The sequence below is a fragment of the Megasphaera coli genome (genome assembly GCF_900095855.1).
GTDB classification, from domain to species: domain Bacteria; phylum Bacillota; class Negativicutes; order Veillonellales; family Megasphaeraceae; genus Megasphaera; species Megasphaera massiliensis_A.
The window spans coordinates 943,291-961,944 of the sequence record NZ_FMIY01000002.1; the positions used below are offsets into that span (position 1 = coordinate 943,291).

Annotated in this window: 14 protein-coding genes and 1 pseudogene; 1 reads left to right on the forward strand and 14 read right to left on the reverse strand. The window is 52.3% G+C overall.

Features of this window, described 5'->3' with window-relative positions; genetic code table 11:
* Positions 1-18: 18 nt before the first annotated feature.
* Genes BQ2674_RS04905 through BQ2674_RS04920 form a run of 4 tightly spaced genes read right to left on the reverse strand, consistent with a single transcriptional unit; the run spans position 19 to position 3,727 of the window.
* A complete protein-coding gene (locus BQ2674_RS04905) occupies positions 19-996 on the reverse strand; it encodes an alpha-ketoacid dehydrogenase subunit beta (RefSeq protein WP_187364805.1) in 978 nt (325 codons plus the stop codon).
* A gap of 33 nt (positions 997-1,029) precedes the next feature.
* The gene (locus BQ2674_RS04910) at positions 1,030-1,998 is read right to left on the reverse strand and encodes a thiamine pyrophosphate-dependent dehydrogenase E1 component subunit alpha (protein WP_075572719.1); all 969 of its coding nucleotides are present in this window, start codon (positions 1,996-1,998) and stop codon (positions 1,030-1,032) included.
* A gap of 47 nt (positions 1,999-2,045) precedes the next feature.
* Entirely contained in the window at positions 2,046-2,819 is a 774-nt protein-coding gene (locus BQ2674_RS04915; protein WP_075572720.1) for an MBL fold metallo-hydrolase, read from the reverse strand.
* An 11-nt stretch (positions 2,820-2,830) separates the two neighbouring features.
* On the reverse strand, positions 2,831-3,727 hold the full coding sequence (locus tag BQ2674_RS04920; RefSeq protein WP_235828819.1) for an NAD(P)-dependent oxidoreductase: 897 nt from the start codon (positions 3,725-3,727) through the stop codon (positions 2,831-2,833).
* A gap of 319 nt (positions 3,728-4,046) precedes the next feature.
* Here BQ2674_RS04920 and BQ2674_RS04925 point away from each other — a divergent pair, with 319 nt between their 5' ends.
* A complete protein-coding gene (locus tag BQ2674_RS04925) occupies positions 4,047-4,694 on the forward strand; it encodes a Crp/Fnr family transcriptional regulator (protein WP_075572722.1) in 648 nt (215 codons plus the stop codon).
* A gap of 202 nt (positions 4,695-4,896) precedes the next feature.
* On the opposite strand, the gene BQ2674_RS04930 is transcribed toward BQ2674_RS04925, so the two are convergent.
* The 10 genes and pseudogenes from BQ2674_RS04930 to BQ2674_RS04970 form a co-directional block, all read right to left on the reverse strand.
* Entirely contained in the window at positions 4,897-9,693 is a 4,797-nt protein-coding gene (locus BQ2674_RS04930; protein WP_262359920.1) for a TonB-dependent receptor plug domain-containing protein, read from the reverse strand.
* On the reverse strand, positions 9,668-9,823 hold the full coding sequence (locus BQ2674_RS08410) for a hypothetical protein (RefSeq protein ID WP_159427201.1): 156 nt from the start codon (positions 9,821-9,823) through the stop codon (positions 9,668-9,670). The genes BQ2674_RS04930 and BQ2674_RS08410 overlap by 26 nt, the downstream gene beginning before the upstream one ends.
* Before the next feature lie 315 nt (positions 9,824-10,138).
* Complete coding sequence (locus BQ2674_RS04935) at positions 10,139-10,519, reverse strand: type II toxin-antitoxin system HicB family antitoxin (protein WP_075572724.1); 381 nt, start codon at positions 10,517-10,519, stop codon at positions 10,139-10,141.
* Positions 10,520-10,537: 18 nt separating this feature from the next.
* Positions 10,538-10,642, reverse strand: a pseudogene (locus BQ2674_RS08580) (type II toxin-antitoxin system HicA family toxin); the annotation flags it as partial.
* A 279-nt stretch (positions 10,643-10,921) separates the two neighbouring features.
* The gene (locus tag BQ2674_RS04945) at positions 10,922-11,275 is read right to left on the reverse strand and encodes a desulfoferrodoxin family protein (RefSeq protein ID WP_075572725.1); all 354 of its coding nucleotides are present in this window, start codon (positions 11,273-11,275) and stop codon (positions 10,922-10,924) included.
* 133 nt (positions 11,276-11,408) lie between these two features.
* Positions 11,409-12,236: a bifunctional 5,10-methylenetetrahydrofolate dehydrogenase/5,10-methenyltetrahydrofolate cyclohydrolase gene (locus BQ2674_RS04950; RefSeq protein ID WP_075572726.1), complete on the reverse strand. Its 828-nt coding sequence runs from the start codon at positions 12,234-12,236 to the stop codon at positions 11,409-11,411.
* A gap of 17 nt (positions 12,237-12,253) precedes the next feature.
* Positions 12,254-14,236: a penicillin-binding transpeptidase domain-containing protein gene (locus tag BQ2674_RS04955; protein ID WP_075572727.1), complete on the reverse strand. Its 1,983-nt coding sequence runs from the start codon at positions 14,234-14,236 to the stop codon at positions 12,254-12,256.
* Complete coding sequence (locus tag BQ2674_RS04960; protein WP_075572728.1) at positions 14,202-15,659, reverse strand: CCA tRNA nucleotidyltransferase; 1,458 nt, start codon at positions 15,657-15,659, stop codon at positions 14,202-14,204. Before BQ2674_RS04960 ends, BQ2674_RS04955 begins: the two co-directional genes overlap by 35 nt.
* A 24-nt stretch (positions 15,660-15,683) precedes the next feature.
* Positions 15,684-17,042, reverse strand: coding sequence for a phosphoglucosamine mutase (glmM, locus tag BQ2674_RS04965; RefSeq protein ID WP_075572729.1), 1,359 nt, complete (start codon positions 17,040-17,042; stop codon positions 15,684-15,686).
* Complete coding sequence (locus BQ2674_RS04970) at positions 17,043-18,650, reverse strand: NAD(P)/FAD-dependent oxidoreductase (protein ID WP_075572730.1); 1,608 nt, start codon at positions 18,648-18,650, stop codon at positions 17,043-17,045.
* Positions 18,651-18,654 lie beyond the last annotated feature (4 nt).

Genomic DNA, 18,654 nt, shown 5'->3' on the forward strand with positions numbered 1-18,654 from the left:
TATTTTTATAAAAATAAATTATTTTCCGAGCATGTCCTTCACGGCCCTGCAAATATCTTCCGGCTCAATTTTCACCAATCGTTCCAGCGTCGGCGCATACGGAATCGGTACGAACGGTGCCGCTAAACGGACAATAGGCGCATCCAGATAATCGATCATTTCTTCCGCGGCACGCGCGGCAACTTCCGCACCGACGCCGCCCTGCTTTACCGCCTCGTGTACAATCATGAGCCGTTTTGTCTTTTTCAGGGATTGATACACCGTATCCATATCAAGCGGAGAAATCGTTCTTAAATCTATGCATTCAAGAGAAATACCGTCTTTTGCCAATTCGTCCGCCGCCGTCAACACATGGTTCATATAAAAGGAATAGGATACAACCGTTATATCCATCCCCTCTTTGGCTACACGGGCTTTGCCGATAGGTGTCAGGAATTCACCTTCCGGTACATCTCCTTTCATGGAAAACAACCGTTTATGTTCAAAATACAGTACAGGATCGTCACTGCGAATCGCAGCTTTCAACAACCCTTTGGCATCTGCCGGGTTGGACGGGATAACGACCTTGATGCCGGGAATGTGCATGAACCAAGCTTCAACGCATTGCGAATGCTGTGCCGCGCCGCCCCGTGTCATGCCGTCGGGAGCACGCAATACAAGAGGCACTTTTGCCTGGCCGCCGAACATATATCTGGCCTTTGCCATTTGGTTGAAAATTTCATCCATAGGCACGCCGATAAAATCGGCAAAATGCATATCTACAACCGGCCTCATACCGGCTAACGCGGCACCGACGCCGCCGCCGATAATAGCGGTTTCCGAAATAGGCGTATCACGAACGCGGTCATTCCCGAATTCTTCGGCCAAGTCTTTAAACTGTCCGAAAATACCGCCTTGCCGCGCAATATCTTCACCCATCAAAAATACATTCTTGTCCCGTTGCATTTCTTCACGCATTGCTTCCTGCGTCGCTGCGGAAAATGTAATCTGCCTCATATCCATGCCCTCCTGTATCACCTGTTTATCTGCCTATTCACAATAATAGTTTTCCATCAGTTCCGATTCTGCCGGGTACGGTGCCGCCATCGCTTCCTGTACGGCTTCTTCCACCAGGGCCTTCGCCTTTTGATCAAGCTCGTCCAACTCGGCCTCGGTAAGCCACTTTTTACCGGTAACGACGGCACGGAAATTCTGCAGGGGATCGTCTTTAGTGAAGTGTTCTTGTACTTCCTCTCTGGTGCGGTATTTTTCCGGATCCCCCACAAAATGCCCCTTTATGCGGTATGTTTTTAATTCCAGCAAATACGGGCCTTTACCGCCGCGAACATACGCGACGGCTTCTTTTGCCGCTTCATATACTGCAAAAAAGTCATTGCCGTCAACGCTTTTACCGGGCATATCGTACGCCGCGGCCCGAACGGCGATATCTTCGACCGAGGTGGTGGTTCTATACGGAGTCGTTGACGCCCATCGGTTCATTTCGCAAACATAAAGTACGGGCAATTTCCAAACGGAAGCCATATTGCAGGATTCGTGGAAGGTCCCGCGGTTGGATGCGCCGTCACCGAAGAAGGCAACGGCAATTTGTTCCGTCCTTTTCAATTTCGCCGCCAATGCCGCCCCCATGGCCAGGTTATAGCCTGCGCCGACAACGCCGTTGGCACCGAGCATACCGATAGAAAAATCGGCAATATGCATGGAACCGCCTTTGCCGCGGCAATATCCGGTCTCTTTCCCATATAATTCCGCCATCATCTTCTTTATATCCGCCCCCTTGGCCAGGCAATGACCGTGGCCGCGATGGGTGCTTTCAATATAATCATCCGTGCGGAGATTCTCGCATACGCCTACACCGCAGGCTTCTTCACCGATGTATAAGTGAGTAAACCCCGGTAATTCACCGGCAAGGAAAATCTCTTCCACCTTCGTCTCATACGCCCGAATGGTCGTCATTTTGCCGTATGCTTCCAACAAAAACGCCTTATCATATTTCTTCATGCTGCGCTCACTCCTTTTCGTTTATCTTGTTCGCACTCGTCAAAGAATTAATCAAACAGGTCTATTGTTTGCAAATGTCCGGACAATACATGCCGTTCCCGCTCCGTTTGGCCGAAATCCTTAATAGCTTCCGCCAACTTTCGGAGACCGTGTTCCCCCCTTTCCGTCCTGGGAATGTGATATATGAAAACATGCTCCGGCGAAACATGCCGTAACCATGCTTTACTGCGGCTGTCCGCATAAGCCAACGGATTAATAAACACTCCCTTTACTTTGTTTTTTACAGTCAGTGCCAACAGCTTTTCAGCCGGACAGGTCGTATCGGCGTCACCGAGAAAGATAAAACTCTCCTCTCCGATATTGAGAACCGGGCAATAATGCGTTATATCAAAAATCGGCTCTCCCATATGATGCGAACGAAAAAAAGCGACATTCACGTTACGGCCCAACCGGTGAAAAGAGCTTTTCGAATTGCCGCCCTCTACATAAATGATGCTTGTCCCGTATCGTCCCGATGCAATCGCCCGCGTATCTTCATAGGGCATTCCCGGATTACCCGCTTTAGGGATATATACTTGCTTTACTTTGTTATTCTGCAGGTATCGCTCCGTCTGAAAAGCATCAAAATGATCTTGATGACGATGGGAAAATAACAGGAACTCGATATTCCTGAACCTGTCGCCGTCTCCCCTGGCAGCCCGTAAAATCTCTGCCGGCCTGTCGCGGAAAAATTCGTTTACGCCGTAAATTCCGTCTATCAAAAACGTATGTCCGCCGGCCTCCAAATAAATACCTGCGTTACCTACCGTCGTTATTCGCATGGCAATTCACTTTATCCCCGACCTGCGCGTGTCCCCATCTTTTCTTCAAAGTATTTAATCATTCCGGCCTGATCGATATCGATATAGCCCTTATCTTTCATCCAATCCATAATTCGCAGCGTAACATCGGTCACCGGCAAATCGATGCCCAATGTGTGCGCATATGCCTTTGCATTGAGGATATCCTTGCGGTGAACGGCAATCCTCGCCCCCGGTTCATAATCGTGGGCAATAATTTTAGGCACCTTGTTTTCATACAAAGGCCCTCCCGCAAAGCCGGTCCTGGTGGCATCGAAGGTCGTCCGTAAATCAATGCCGGCCTTGGCGGCAAAGGCGTATCCTTCCGCAATGGCCGCCAAATATGCTCCGGCAATCGTATTATTAATAAGCTTCGTAATGCTGCCGCTGCCGACACCGCCGGTATGTACCGGATTTCCCATGCACGCTAATAACGGCTCTATACGTGTGAACACTCCCTTTTCGGCACCCGTCATAATAGCTAACGTACCGTCGGCCGCCTTGGGATTGCCGCCGCTCACGGGTGAGTCCGCCAAGAACATACGGGCTCCTTTAACTTCTTCATTCAGTTCCGAAATAATATGCGGCGCCGTGGAAGAGAGGTCTATGATTACTGTTTCGGGAGCACTCAGCCGTACGGCCTCCCTTACGGAATGAATAACGGTTTCATGAGTCGGAAGCATTTGCATTATGACGCTGCAGGTCTTATATATTTCTTCCGGCTCCGCTGCCGTGTGCCCCCCGGCTTCTTTGAACAATTGCATTTTTTCGTCAACCACATCGAATCCGTATACGGGACAACCGGATTTCTTAACGAGATTAACCGCCATCAACAGTCCCATAACACCCAATCCCAAAAAACCGATTCTTTCGTTCCCTGCTTCCGCCACTTTGCTTACCTCCTCGTATGCAGTACTTTTCATTCCGGATTATCATTTTATAAATTACCGTTTGTTATTATCAGGCTACCATAATATAAAGTTGCCGATTGTATAAATTGATACACTTTTCAACTTTTTCTTTTCATTAATACAGTTTTTCAGTACGTATATATAAAATATTATTGTTATTTTTATCACTATCTGTTACTTTTTATTTACTCAATATTATTCTCAATACATTGACTTATTTCTACCGTTACGGTATAGTTAATTACAAATAATCATGTATTGATTTTGTTTTCGTGATTTATTTATATGGAATCTGAAAATGAATACAGCCGATTTTCGTACAGTAACTGCCAATCTTATAAATGTATTCAAGCAATACGGACGCGAAGAGCGGTATACAAACGGGCAAATAATCTTCATCCGGAATGAAGAAGCGAAAAATCTCTACTTTATTCAAAGCGGACTGATTCGTGTATACTTGCCCTATACGGACGGAACGGAAAGAACGCTGTGCTACTTCTCGGGAAATACGATTATCGGAGAAGATGCATTTACGTGCCCGTCCCTGCGCATTGTCTGCACGAATTCCCTATTTAACACGCATGTATACAAGCTTTCTGCAGATGAACTCATTCGCCAGGCCATGCAAAGCAAAGAGCTTATTCGCGGAATCCTGTCTTTCTTCATGCACAAAATCACATTGCTGCACAGCTGGATATTTTATGCCCAATTCCCGAAAAACGAAGAAAAATTGGCCTGTCTCTTATACACACTTTCTTTATCCGAGCCGGCAATACAGCTGTCGCACCATCAGCTCGCCTCCGTTACGGGGATGAGCCGCATTACGACAACGCGCATATTGAATTCATTTGCCAGGAAAGGCCTGATTTCCGTGCGGTATAAAAAAATCGAAATATTGGACCGGAAAAATTTACGTTATATTTTTAAAGACAAGGGCTTCTATTAATTCATTACATACAAAAAAGCCGGACAGTACCACGTGTTATGCACGTAACACTGTCCGGCTTTTCATTTACAAAATCTTACAGATTCGTTTAATATGTACGCAAACAGGCACGCCTGCCGTTTCCGGTATGGCGTGCCTGCCTGTTTCTGACAGCATTTGTTGTATGTTAGAGGAGTGTGCTGTCCTATATAAAGATGGGATTTTAGAATTTATACGTCGCCTGAATGCGCGTGTAGTCGCCGAGCTTGAAGCTTTCCGGCCCGTAGAGCGTATCGCGCCTGCCGATGCCTTTGGCATCGAACGTATAGAACGCCTCGATGAGGAAGTCCTTCGCCGGCACGTAACCTGCACCGAGTGTAAAGCTTCTGATGCCGTCCAGATACCGGTCGGGCACGCTTTCCGTACCGTTGCCGCCGAGGAAGGAGCCGTGTTCAAAATACTTGTAGTCCGCGAAAGCGTTCCACGAACCCTTCACGTTCGTGTCGGCCTTGCCCACGTCGAAGCGAAGCACCCAGAACGTCGGTGCCGAACCGCCGCCGGTGTAAGCGCCGTAGGCGTCGCGGCCGCCGTGGAAATAACGACCCGTATCGGCCCGATTTACGCCCCAGTCAAAGGAGAGGACGGATCCGCCGATTTTATACTGCGCGCCCAAACCGAAGACGTTGGCCACACTTAATTCCTTCGTTTTTACACGGTAGCCGTTTCCGGACGAACGGAGATACCACGCCGCAAGACCGAGATTATCGCCCACCTTCCGCCGCACCTGCACGTAAGCGGCGCGGTCGATTTCGGGAATGATATCACGTTTGACGAAAGATCCGTCCGTCAAAATAATCTTGGGAAGCTCGCTCAGCGGTATGGGCGCACCGTCAGTCGGATGGTAATTTGTTCCGAACTGTTCCACTTCTGCTCGTCCCATAAAGGCCGCATACATAGAATCCCATACTTCCCGTTCCGTCAGATCCCGGCCGTCTTTATCCGTAAAGATCACGGTCTGACCGTGCTTGCTGTAATTGAGCTTAATGGCGTCCGTATAGGACTTGAAGTAGTCGTAGAGCTTCGCCTTGCCCGCAGCCATATCGGGGTTGAAGATATCTCCCCAGCTGACGGGACGCACGTCATAGCCGAGTTTGCGCAGCTTTGTCGCATTACCGTATATCCAAGACATAAGCTCACCATCGTCCATGTATTGATATGCATCTTTCCCTAAATCATGGTGAAGCGCATTATTCAGGTCCGAAGCGCTGAAAATCGTAATACCGGGGATATCGCTTACCTTGCCCCACACACCCAGCCTATTAACTTCATGTTCCGGCGCATACATTTGTCCGTATTCCGGTGAGTCCACGTACATACCTGACGGTGTATCTACAGGCCAGGCATACTTGGCTTTTAAGAAAAAGTTATGATAGAAGTCATAGCCACGCTTATTTCTACTTACCATATCCTTGCCCAAGTTCTTACGGATCTCATTGAGCTCCGTAAGGACCTTGAGCCGCGCATCGGCGATTGCTACGGGATCTGTCAAGCCGTCACCGGCATGTTTCAACTTATTTTTATAGTCAATATTCGCATTCGTCCAATCCATGCCCGGCGCGGTCGTGCCGTTAATGAGTTCGTCGTACGTCGGTGAGCGGTAGAATTGCCCCTTTTCGGCATGCGTATAGGCCGAGTCCGTAATGCCCGTACTGCTGCTGAAATCACCGTAACCGATGCGGACCTGCGTCTTTTGATCGGTCCACGTCGTGCGGACGCCCGTATAATCTTGTCCGAACCAGTAGCCCGTGACACCCATCCGTTCCGTCAGGCGTCCTGCCGTAAAATCCCACTTGCCGGTGCGGCGGTTGAGTTCGGCCCGTTCGAGACGCACGTCATGAAGGTCGCGCTTATCGGCAACGGCATACCGCGTGTCGCGAACACCCGTCGACCCTTCGACGAGGAGATTCGTCTTTTCGTCAAGCTGCGCGTCCAGACCGAGGCGCAGACGCTGTTCCAGGCCGTGACGGGGACGGTTCTTCAAGCTTTCCACGGCACCGTCGTCACTGCTGCCGGTCGTCATCGTATAGCCCGTGCGGCGGCCCGCATCGTCGTAAACAGGCGTCAGGAAAACAAGTTCCCGCACGCCTGCCGTTTCGACACCGCCGTGCATGTTGCTGCGCACGCGGTAATCGCCGATAAAGTCGATATCGCCTTTCTTGCGTCCCGCATCCTTGTCGGACGGTCTCGTAAGGAACCGGTCCGCCGACGCGACGGCCGCATCCGTATAGACGGCGGCATCCGTTTCGCTTCCCGCCGCAGCAGCCTTTTCGGCTTTCTTCTTGGCTTTGGCCGCCGCTTCCGCCGGCGTGTCTACACCGAACTTGATGTTTGCTCCAATACGGTACAGGCGATCCTGGTAGGCCCTGTCATCATCGCGGTGGTTAAAGATATTGTCTACGCCGACATAGACCATCATGTCCTTGCCGAAATTCTTTTGCACCATAAGGTTCCAAATGCCGAAGGTTTTCTTCTTATAGTCCGCCTTTTTCTTGGCCCACGTGCCCGTTGCGGCATCATAATCATCGTGCGTATATATTGTGTTGATGGAATTGCTGTCGAGCATGTGGATGTAGTAGTCGCCCCAGAGAGCGGCCTTCCAGCCGTGCGCCTTGTCTTCATAGTTAAGGCTGATATCCACCTTGTGCTGCGGCCGGTCGAGGAGCTGCCGCGGCATGTCGGGATCACTCTTGTTGACGGCATGGAGCCAGGCGTAGCCGAGTTTGGCGGACCAGCGGTCGTTGAATTTCTGCTGCACTTCCGCTTCAAAGCCCGTAATTTCGGCGCGTCCGAGGTTCTTAAAGCTGTAAATCCGGTCCGCGTCGAGGGCGCCCTGTCCGGAAATATAGCTGCCGAAGTTGATGAGCTGCCCGACGAAATAGCTCGTCATGTAATTGTCAATGCGGTTGTGGAAGAGCGACGCACGGCTATAGGTCTTGCGGCTTTCCCCTTCTATAGAAATATCGAAGTTGACCGACTTTTCCGGCTTTAAATTCGGGTTGCCGATCCAGTACCAGCCGTAGTTGGCACCGCCGGAAGAGCCGTACATTTCCCAGTTGTAGTACAGTTCACCCAAACCGGGCGTGGCGTAGCCCGTACCGACGTTGAATTTCAAACGCCTGTGCGCATTGCCGCCTAGATTGTGCGTCATGCCCAGGTTTGCCGTCAAATGACTGCCGAATTTATCGCTGTCATCGACGCGTAAAACCGGCGTAATGATAGTATCCTTATTTACCTGCCACATGTCCTGCACAAAGGCATAGCGTTTACGCAGGCGCGCTTCGCCGCCGCTGACGAGGTTTTTCCGTTCATTAAAGGCCTGCATGAAGGTCTTGCCGTTGTATACGGGCCGCACCGTATCTTCACCGTAATCATCAAGACCGAGATACAAATTAACGATATCACGATAATGTGTATCATATCCCGGGTTCTCCGCTTCGAGCTGCGCCTGAAAGGCGTCGTGTGCCGGCCCTGCCGTAAGGAGGCGATTATACGTGTCCCGCGTAATGGTACCGTCATGCAGCGCCTTAGCCAGACTCGCTGTATATGTGCCTGCCGGTACGTATCCCCATTTTTCATATTGATACACGGCTATAGGCGTCAAAGTGCTCCCCATGCCGGAGTCGATGTAAATTTCCGGCGACTTGCCGTTAAATTCTTTCATGGCTTCATACGTAATGGGCGGTGCCGTATCGCTGTTGTAGTATTCCTTGTTTTTATTCCAGTTCAGCGTCCCGTCGGCACCGGTCGTAAAGAGGTAGTCGTGGACACTCGACTCGGGCACGTTTTCACTGTCCGTATAGAGGTTCTTGTCATAGTCCCACGGGTTAATGCTCTTGAGCCACTTTTTCGGTGCGTTCTTGAGGCGTGTCCCGTCGGCCCGTTCATCCGTATAACCTGCACCGTAGGTCAATAAGTGCTTGTCATTTACGGCCGTATTAACTGTCCCCTTCACATCGAGCTGCTTATGTTTCAGCCAGTCGACGGCGGACAGACCGTTTTCGCCCATGTAACTCGTAAAGCCGGCGCCGAAGTAGCTCGTCTTGGTCGTGTCGTTTTCCTTCATCTTGCCGTACATGACGTCGATTTTCCAGTCGGACTTCTTATTTTTGCCGCTGTACGTCAGGGCATACGTATCACGACTGATGTCGCGTGAAAATATCCGCATCGGCTCGAAAGCGGCGCCTATGGGGTTGGTCTCGGTCTTGCTGCGCCGCTCCATATCTTCTTTTTCGTGCATGATACGAAAAGCGAGTTTATTGTTTTTATTCAACTCGATTTCGGCGGCAGCACCAATGTTTTTGATGTCACCGTAGTAACGCAGGGACGGCTTGAAATCACTCGTCCAGATACCGCTGCCACCACTGATACTGCCGATGGAGCTTGAATAGGCGAGGCGATCCGAGTAGACAGGGAGGATATCACGCTTGCTGCCGAAGATGCTGAACTTCACGTTGCCTATCTTACCCGTGTCGGCGCGCATATAGTAGTTGGACGGCCACGTATTTCTGTTTTCGTCCGTGCCGTCATGATTGTGGTAACGAGCTTCCGCATTGAGCTGAAAGGACGGGTTCTTCGACGGCGCCTTCGTAATGATGTTGATAACCCCGCCGATGGCGTCGGGTCCGTATTTTGCGGTCGCTGCGCCGCGAATGATTTCAATGCGCTCAATATTTTCCGCACCTATGCGCATCGCTTCGTCGCTACCGCCCATGTACTTGGATACGTCACTTAATACCTGCTGGCCGTCTACAAGTATGAGCGTATGACGCGGATCGGCGCCGCGGATGGATATACCTACGCGCCCCATGGCATCGATGGTGCGGGTCACGCCGGTCTCGCTGAAGATAATATCTTCTACGGACTTGGCCTGCTTTTCTTCAATATCCTTCTTCGTAATAATCGTCGTGCTCTGAGATTCGTACTTTGCCGCTTCCTTAGCCGCGTCGGCCGCTACGACGATATCCCCTGTCGTAACGTGAGTGTCCCCCCCCTACAGGACTGTCCGCCGCACAGACGGGCAGAGCCAGCCAAGTCAGGACGGCACACTGCAGGAGAAGATACTTCGTCTTCCTGTTTACGTGATACTTCATACTTCCGTTCGCCTCCCTCATGTTTTTGTCACAGTTTTTTTGTTTCGGATATAGGTTCTTTATATTTTATATTGAGTATAAATATCACTGTTTTTATAATATCTAAGGATTGTTGTCCTTTCCACTCCATTCGGACCGAAAATAATCCAATCGGACAAAAATAATATAAATTCTCATATCTTTTTCGCATAAAAACCGGTCCACCTATACGCTCAGCAAATCCATCCGTCCTGCACGGGCGCACAAAAAAACAGACACGCCATATAACGTGTCTGTCCGGTATTTTTTCCTTTAAAAGGAATACGGAATTTTGTACTATAATACTTTTTGCACCAACGCTTCCTGTAATACCTGCGAGAAGTTCAGTCCCTTATCCAAAGCCCTGTCATTAAGCCATGACGGGATGGTAAGCGTCTTCTTGACGGATTTTGCATGCTTACCCAAATCTACGTCAGCCTGTACCAAGGTTACGTAACTGTTCGACTCATGGCAGACAATAGGCTTACGATCATCAAAGGGCGGCAAAGTCCTTCCTCGCTCCAACGTATCAATGACAAACAGCTCCAATGATTCAACGGCATTTGCCATGAGGTCATTTAAATCATCACCTTGTGTAAATACGCCGTCCAACGTCGGAAACTCCGCCCACAACCCATCATCATCATGATGAAAAATTGCCGGATATATAAATTTCATATCAGTTCCTCCTACCGGCTACTTCAGCCCTGCTTGTTTTAAAATTGCATTTTCCAAGCCTTTTTTCATATCTTTTCCGTGTACCGGAATCGATATATATTTACCGGCTTTGCTTAAACGATGATGACTTCCACGTTACCGCTCGTGCTGCCATCCGTTTTCTATTAAAAGTTTCAGTAAATCTCTATCTTTCATTATCAGCCTCCAATATTAGATTAACACGTATACACGTGCTAATCAATATAGTTTTAATTGAATTTGTTTGTCAAAAAGTCTGATAACATGTCCGTATCATCCAACTACCGGCATATTAAACAACGCATAACACAAACCAGGGGCACTCACATCACACGGTGATAGGAGTGCCCCTGTCTTTAGAGAGTGTATTTAGATTAAACGGGCTTAGAAGTCCGCTTTCCACAAGCCGTGAAGGTTGCAGTATTCGTAAACCGTACCGGACGGGGAATCACAAACTTCGACAACCGGTTCTTCGCCGGGCTGCAAGTATTTAAATACGAGGCGGCCTGCCGATTCTACGGCAATCCAGGCAATGTGGTGTTCCGCCAACATGGGATGCAAAGCGGAGCCTACTTGAATATGGAGTACGCCGTTCTTTCTTGTCACGACGGGAACATGCTTTTCCTTTGCCGCATCGGTCGTATTGGCAATAAGTTCTTTTGCGCCCGAACAGGCTTCTTCACCGTTCAGGCTTACGAAAATCGCTTTATTTTCTTCATTTTGATAAAATTTAACCATCTCCGGTTCCTCCATTCGATAATTATAATCAATAATTATTATTTGTTATATTTATTATAAATTATTTTCGTCCCTTTGGCAAGAGGCAAATAAAAAAGAATCTCCAAAGAGATTCCTTTTTATTCCCTGTATCTCACTGTATGCCGTAAGCGGCATTTTCCAAGATAAGTGTGGAGACGACGGCACCTATGCCGCCGGGAACGGGGGTATAAGCCGCCGCTTTTTGCGTCGCCTCTTCGCTCACGTCGCCGACGGTCTTGCCGTCCGCACGGTTAATGCCGATGTCAATAATGACCGCACCGTCCTTCACCATGTCGGCCCTCACAAAACCGGCCTTGCCGACGGCGGCAACAAGAATATCCGCCTGTCTCGTGATACGTGCCAGGTCTTTTGTTTTGCTGTGACAGATCGTTACGGTCGCGTCCCGCTTCAAGCAGAGATGGAGAAGCGGTTTGCCGACGACCGTGCTGCGGCCGATGATGACAACGTGCCTGCCGTGCAAGGTAATGCCGTTGTCATCAAGGACAGTAATAACGGCCCGGGCCGTACAGGGGGCAAAAGCCTTCCGCCCCGCCAAAAGATACCCTTGGCTCGCCGCGGTCTGACCGTCCACGTCCTTTTCCGGCACGATGCAATCGACAATGCGGCGCTCATCATACTGCTTCGGCAGGGGCAAAAAAGGCAAAATTCCCGAAATGTCGCCGCACCGGCTGAGTTCACTTACAGCCCGAACGAGTTCATCCTCCCCTGTTCTTTCTTCATAGACACAGAGCACGGTCTCCATACCGACGGCGGCAGCCGCCTTTTGCACGGAGGCGGCATAAAGGGCCGAAGCCTCGTCCGAGCCTACGAGAAAAAGTGCCAATTTACGTGTCTTTCCGTACTTTTTCAGTTCTTTCAAATAGGCGCTGAGCTTTTCCTTGTGAAGAGCCGCCGTTTTTTTTCCGTCCAATATGGTCATCGGTCTTCCCCCGTCTCCTATCTTGTAAATGACACGTATACGTCGCTGCCCGCTTCCACGTACGTGCCGGCTGCCGGCGATTGGTACACGGCCTCGCCCGTCCCGTTCGGCACAAAGCCGAGGCCCGCTTCGTTCAGCCATGTATTGACATCGCGCGAGTCATAGCCGAGAAAGCTCGGCAATAAAATACTGTCACCGCTCTTCGTCACCGGCGGCAGGGACAGCCGCGGGCGCCCTGTTTCTTTAGGCAGAACCGGGTCGAGAAGAGATTTTTCCGTCGGCCGTATACCCTTAATGCGCACAATGTCCGTCATAATATCTTTGAATATAGGTGCCGCAACCTGCGCGCCGTAGTAAATTCCCGACGGATTGTCGACGACGATGAGGACGACGTACTGCGGATCTTCCAGGGGACCGAAGCCGACGAAGGAGCCGATGTACTGCCCTTCGGCATAGCCCGTCCCTTCTGAATTCAGACGCTGTGCCGTCCCGGTTTTGCCGCAGAAGGAATACCCGTCTATTTTAGCGTTCAAGCCGCCGCCGGAGCTGATTTCTTCAGCCATAATACGGCTGATAATCTTGCTCACGTCGGCACGTATCGGTTGGCCCGCCTGTACGGGTTCGGTCTTCTTGTAAACGGAGCCGTCGGGATTGTCGATTTCCTTGATGACGAAGGGTTTCATCATCCTGCCGCCGTTGGCCAGACCGCCGAAGGCCTGCACCATTTGCAGGGGCGTTACGGCAATACCTTGACCGATGGCCATAATGGCCGTATCGACGCGGCTCATCGTTTCGGGATCAAAGAGGATACCCTCGCCTTCACCGGGAAGCTCAATGCCCGTAATTTTGCCGAAGCCGTACTTCTCGGCATATTTCGTAAGTGTCGGGCCGCCCGTACAGAGACCGATTTCGGCCATGCCCGTGTTGATGGAGAACTTCAGTATGTCCTTCAGCGTCACATTGCCCATGCCGCTTTCGTCCCAGTTGTGAATCGTCCTGTCGTCGACATTGATATAGCCTATATCATGATATACCCTGTCTTCCGTCCACTTCCCCGAATCGAGGGCGGCGGAGGCCATGATCGGCTTAAACGTCGATCCCGGTTCGTAGAGGTTGACAACGGCCCGGTTCTTATAAGCAGCCGCATCGCCTTTGCCGTACTCATTGGGATCGAAGTTCGGACGGCTCGCCATGGCCAATATTTCACCGGTTTTCGGATCCATAACAATGACGGCCGCCCCCTCGGGGTGATGCCGCTTTACGACTTCATCAAGCCCTTTTTCGGCAATATACTGAATTGTACTGTCAATGGTCAGGCTGACGGACCTTTTCTTATCCGGCAAAATTCGCTCCAAAGCCGAGTCGAAGATGGGCACGTTATTGCTGTCCGTCGTAAGGCGTAATTTTTGCGTATCGCCGCGAATTTCATCATCCAGAATCATTTCGATACCGTCGAGTCCGCGGTCGTTGTCGCCGACAAAACCGATAAGCTGTGCCGCCAAGGTCCCGTTCGGATAGTAGCGCCTGTTTTCATCGACAAAGCGCAGGCCTTTAAGTTTTTTTTCGGCAACGACGGCCTTCAATGCCTCGTACTTGTCGTTATCCATGGTCCGGTCGAGCCAGACGAAGGCCGTGTCCCGGCTGAGGCGTTCTTCAATGTCCGCTTCTTTAATACGCAGATAAGGTGCCAAAATCTTTGCCATTTCAGCCGGCGATTTTTCCGTCATCGTCGGGTCGGCGTAAAGCGACTTTGCCATTTCGCTGATGGCCAGTACCTTGCCGTCCCGGTCCAGAATCATGCCGCGGGGCGACTGAATCTTGCGGTCCGCCTCGCTTTGCATGCCCACCCGTTCGGCATATTCTTCACCGTTGACAACCTGAATCCAAATGAGCCGCGTTGCCAAAAAAATAAAGAGTCCGCACAAGACGGCACAGCATTTGACGAGGCGCTTGTGCATATTCGGCTTATTCTTTTGTGTCGACTTTTTTGTATTTATCATTTGCATCCTCAGCCAGACCGTGACGTTTCATCCATTTATATGCCGCAGCAGCGCACGTATCGGCATCGTTATGTGCATGACCGTTCTGCACGCGCCGTAAAAAATCGCGTAAAAAATCGCCCGTACGGCAGCCGCAGCATGTCGGCACACGGCGGTCATAATCGAGATCCTTCGTCCCTACCGGCATGGCCGCGGCTGCCTGCGCCATGTATTCACCGAAGGACTCCGTACCGCCCGTATCCGAGTCGGGCCGGCAGCCCTTCGCATCGGCTGCGGCCAAGACAGCCGCCTGCCGTACGGCTTCCACAAGGTCTTTCGTAGTGTGAAAGGCCTTGCCGAGCGCTTCGCGGCGCAGCCATTTGTTTACATCGCCCTGCCCCGTATTGGCAAAGTAGTGAAACTTCATATGCGTTTTGACGAGCCAGGCCACGCGGGCCGTCATGTATTTGCCGCAGCCCCACCGCCTCATGACCTCCGCCGCCAGGCGCGCACCTTCCCTGTCGTGACCGTAGTCCGTATAGCGGCCGTCTTTGACGCCGCGAATGCCAGGCAGGCCCTTGGCCATGTCGTGAAAGAGGGCGGCGTACCGCAGTGTCAAATCCGCCGGCGTATGAGCCACGACGGCAAGTGTATGATTCCACGCGTCAAAGACATGATACGGCCGGGATTGCGGCGTTTCCGGCAGGTGCGCCAGCTCCGGCAGGATGGGAACCTCCCGGTACACGCCCTTCTCTTTGCGTCTGCACGAGCAGCTGCCCAAGCCGGAGCGGACGAGAATATCCAGCCCCTTATAGGCGGCAGGCGTCACGAGAAGACGCTCCGTCTCGCCGACGACCCGTTCGACGGAAAGACCGGCCACGCGCGGAAAGGCCTTTTCCATAGCGTAAACCGTCGCCTTGTCCGTCACGAAATCGAGCTGTCCGGCAAAACGGCAGAGGCGGAAGAGGCGCAGCGCGTCTTCGCGAAAACGAACAGCCGGGTCGCCGACGGCGGCAAGGCGCTTCTTTTTTATATCCTTCCGCCCGCCGACGTAGTCGTAGACGGCACCGTCCTTATCCATGGCCAGGGCGTTCACCGTAAAGTCGCGGCGCTGCACATCCTCTCTGAGTGTCGACGCATACCGAATCCGCTCGGGCCGGTGGCTGTCCGTGCCGTAAATTTCGCTGCGAAAGGCGGCGACTTCAAAACTTTCACCGCCCGTAATGACGCGGGACACGCCGAAGGCAAGACCCTTACCGTCAACGTACCCCCAACCTTGTTCGGCGGCGACGGCAGCCACTTCTTCGGGCCGGGCGGACGTAACGATATCATAATCATGAGGCCGCCTTTTCATGAGTATGTCACGCACGGCGCCGCCGACAATATACGCTTCATACCCGGCCCCGTTCAGGGCGGTCAAAATCCGGCGAGCAGCCTCATTCATGCTTTTCCTCCTGCCAAATTACTTCTATTCTTCCATTACGCCCATTTCGTGCTCAATGACACCGGCAATATCGTCGACAATGCGCTCCAATTGCTTCAAATCCGGCCCTTCGGCCATAACGCGGATAAGCGGTTCCGTGCCGGACGGACGCACGAGAATGCGGCCGTCCTCGCCGAGCTCCGCCTCACCGCCCGAAACGGCCGCGGCAATAAGATGGTTTTCTTCCCAGCCCGATTTCGTTTCGACGCGGACGTTCTTTAAAATTTGCGGATACTTCGTCATGACGCCGGCCAGTTCGGATACCTTCCTGCCCTGCTTTTTCATAACCGTCATGAGCTGTACTGCCGTCAGGAGGCCGTCGCCGGTCGTGTTATAGTCGAGGAAGATAATGTGCCCCGACTGCTCGCCGCCGAGAGAGTAGCCTTTGCGGCGCATACATTCCAGGACATACCGATCGCCGACGGCCGTAATTTCGGTCCTGCAGCCCATCTTTTCGGCAGCCTTGTGGAAGCCGATATTACTCATGACGGTACCGACGATCGTATTTTCACGGAGGCGATTCTCCCGCTTCATCTGCAAGGCGCAAATGAGCATAATCTGATCGCCGTCCAGTTCGTTTCCTTTTTCGTCAATAACAAGACAGCGGTCGGCATCGCCGTCATTGGCAATGCCCAGATCCGCACCGTGCTGCAAGACCGCTGTTTTAATGCTTTCCAAATGCGTAGAACCGCAATTATCGTTAATGTTGATGCCGTTCGGCTCATCGTGGATAGGGATGAGCGTGGCGCCGAGGCGCCCGAAGATTTCCGGCCCCACGCGGTAAGCCGCGCCGTTCGCCGCGTCATGAACGATTTTGATACCCGCCAGGTCGATATCCGTACTCTTGCAAATGTAGTCGATGTACTCGCCTTGAAGATCGGGCAGTTCCGTCACCGTGCCGATCTGCGCACCCGTAGGCCGATGTTCCGGACCGTTTCGTTCGTCCTTGAGCATATACTCTTCAATCATGTCCTCCGTTTCATCCGGAAGCTTATAGCCGTATTTGTCGAAGAATTTTATGCCGTTATACTCAAAGGGATTGTGCGACGCCGAAATGACGACACCCGCATCCATGTGTCGGGCTCTCGTCAAGTAGGCAACGGCCGGTGTAGGGATAACGCCGGCCATGCAGCACTTGCCGCCGACCGAGGCGATGCCCGCCGCCAGGACGTCGGCAAGCATGGAACCGGACAGGCGCGTATCCATGCCGACAAGAAAGGTCGGGTGTGCCTGTTCCCGGCCGAGAACTACTGCCGCGGCCCGTCCCAGATGATATGCCAGTTCCGGCGTAAGCGATTCGTTCGCCACGCCGCGTACACCGTCAGTACCGAATAATCTTGCCATTTATCTTACCTCCATGGGTTTATACTTTTTCATAATGGTTCGCGCCGTTTCCAAGCCGTCCAAAAAGGCGCTCATAATGCCGCCTGCATAGCCGGCCCCTTCGCCTGCGGGATAGAGTCCGGGCGTTGCGACGGCCTGCCGCGTCGTTTCGTCCCTCACGATGCGGACGGGAGCGCTCGTACGCATTTCCACACCGGTCATGACGATATTGTTGTCGTCAAAGCCGTGTATTTTCCTGCCGAAATAGGGCAGTGCCCGTTCGAGTGTATCCGTGACAAAGGACGGCAAAACCGTGTGCAGATCTGCAAACACGACACCGGGCCCGTACGTTGTCACCTTTCCGGCCCGTCCTTCACCGCTGCGGCCCAGAAAATCGCCGACCGTCTGGGCAGGCGCTTTGTAGGTCTTGCCGCCTGCGAGAAAGGCCGCTTTTTCATAGCGCCGCTGAAATTCGATGTTCGCCAGGGGCGAATCGCCGCCCGTGTCCTCGTCGGTCACGTTGACTACAAGGGCGCTGTTGGCTATGCCGCTGTCGCGGCGATAGGCGCTCATACCGTTGGTTACGACCATGCCCTTTTCCGACGCGGCCGCGACGACCGTACCGCCGGGACACATGCAGAAGGAATAGCAGGCCCTGCCGTCGGGACCGTGATAAACCAGACTGTAGTCGGCGGCATCCAGACCCAGGTCGGCAGCCTTGCAGCCGTACTGGGCGATATCTATAAGCTCCTGTTCGTGTTCGATGCGTACGCCTACGGCAAAGGGCTTCTTTTCAAGCTGCACCTTTCTGTCATGGAGCATGTAATATGTGTCGCGCGCGCTGTGGCCGACGGCAAAAACCGCAAGGGACGCAGCCGTTTCTTCCGTTCCGTTTATGACGACGGCCTTAAGGTTACCGGCTTCGTCCGTGCGTATATCCGTCACGCAGCTGTCGAAGCGGACCGTGCCGCCGAGTCGTTCTATTTTTTGACGCAGTTTTTTTATGACGCTGCGCAGTACGTCCGTGCCTATATGGGGACGGTACATATAGAGGATGTCCTTCGGTGCGCCAGCTTCGACGAGTTCTTCTAAAATTCGTCTGAGAAGCGGATGGTTGACGCGCGTCGTCAGCTTGCCGTCCGAAAAGGTACCGGCACCGCCTTCGCCGAACTGAACGTTCGATTTGGCATTAAAGACACCGGTCTCCCAAAAGGCCTGTACGTCCTTCGCGCGCCTGTCCACGTCGTAGCCCCGCTCAAGAACAATCGGCCTGTAGCCGTTTCGGGCAAGCTCCAAGGCTGCAGCAAGACCGGCAGGGCCCGTGCCGACGACGATCGGCCGCTGCGGCAGCGGTTCCGTACCGAAGAGGAGCGGCTCTTCCCGCTTTTCTTCCTCCTTACGGACATGTTTGTCGCGGCGGCAGCGAAAGAGGATTTCCTTTTCGCGCTTCACCTTGACATGGAGTGTAAAGACAAAAAATATATTCGGCTTATGCCGCGCGTCTACGGAGCGTCGGGCAACGGTTACTTCTTCAATATCGTCGGAAGAACACCGCAATTTTTCCGCCGCCAGGGCCGTAATGGTCTTTTTCAGGGGCACGGCAACACGTATATCGGTCAAGCGTATCAATTCT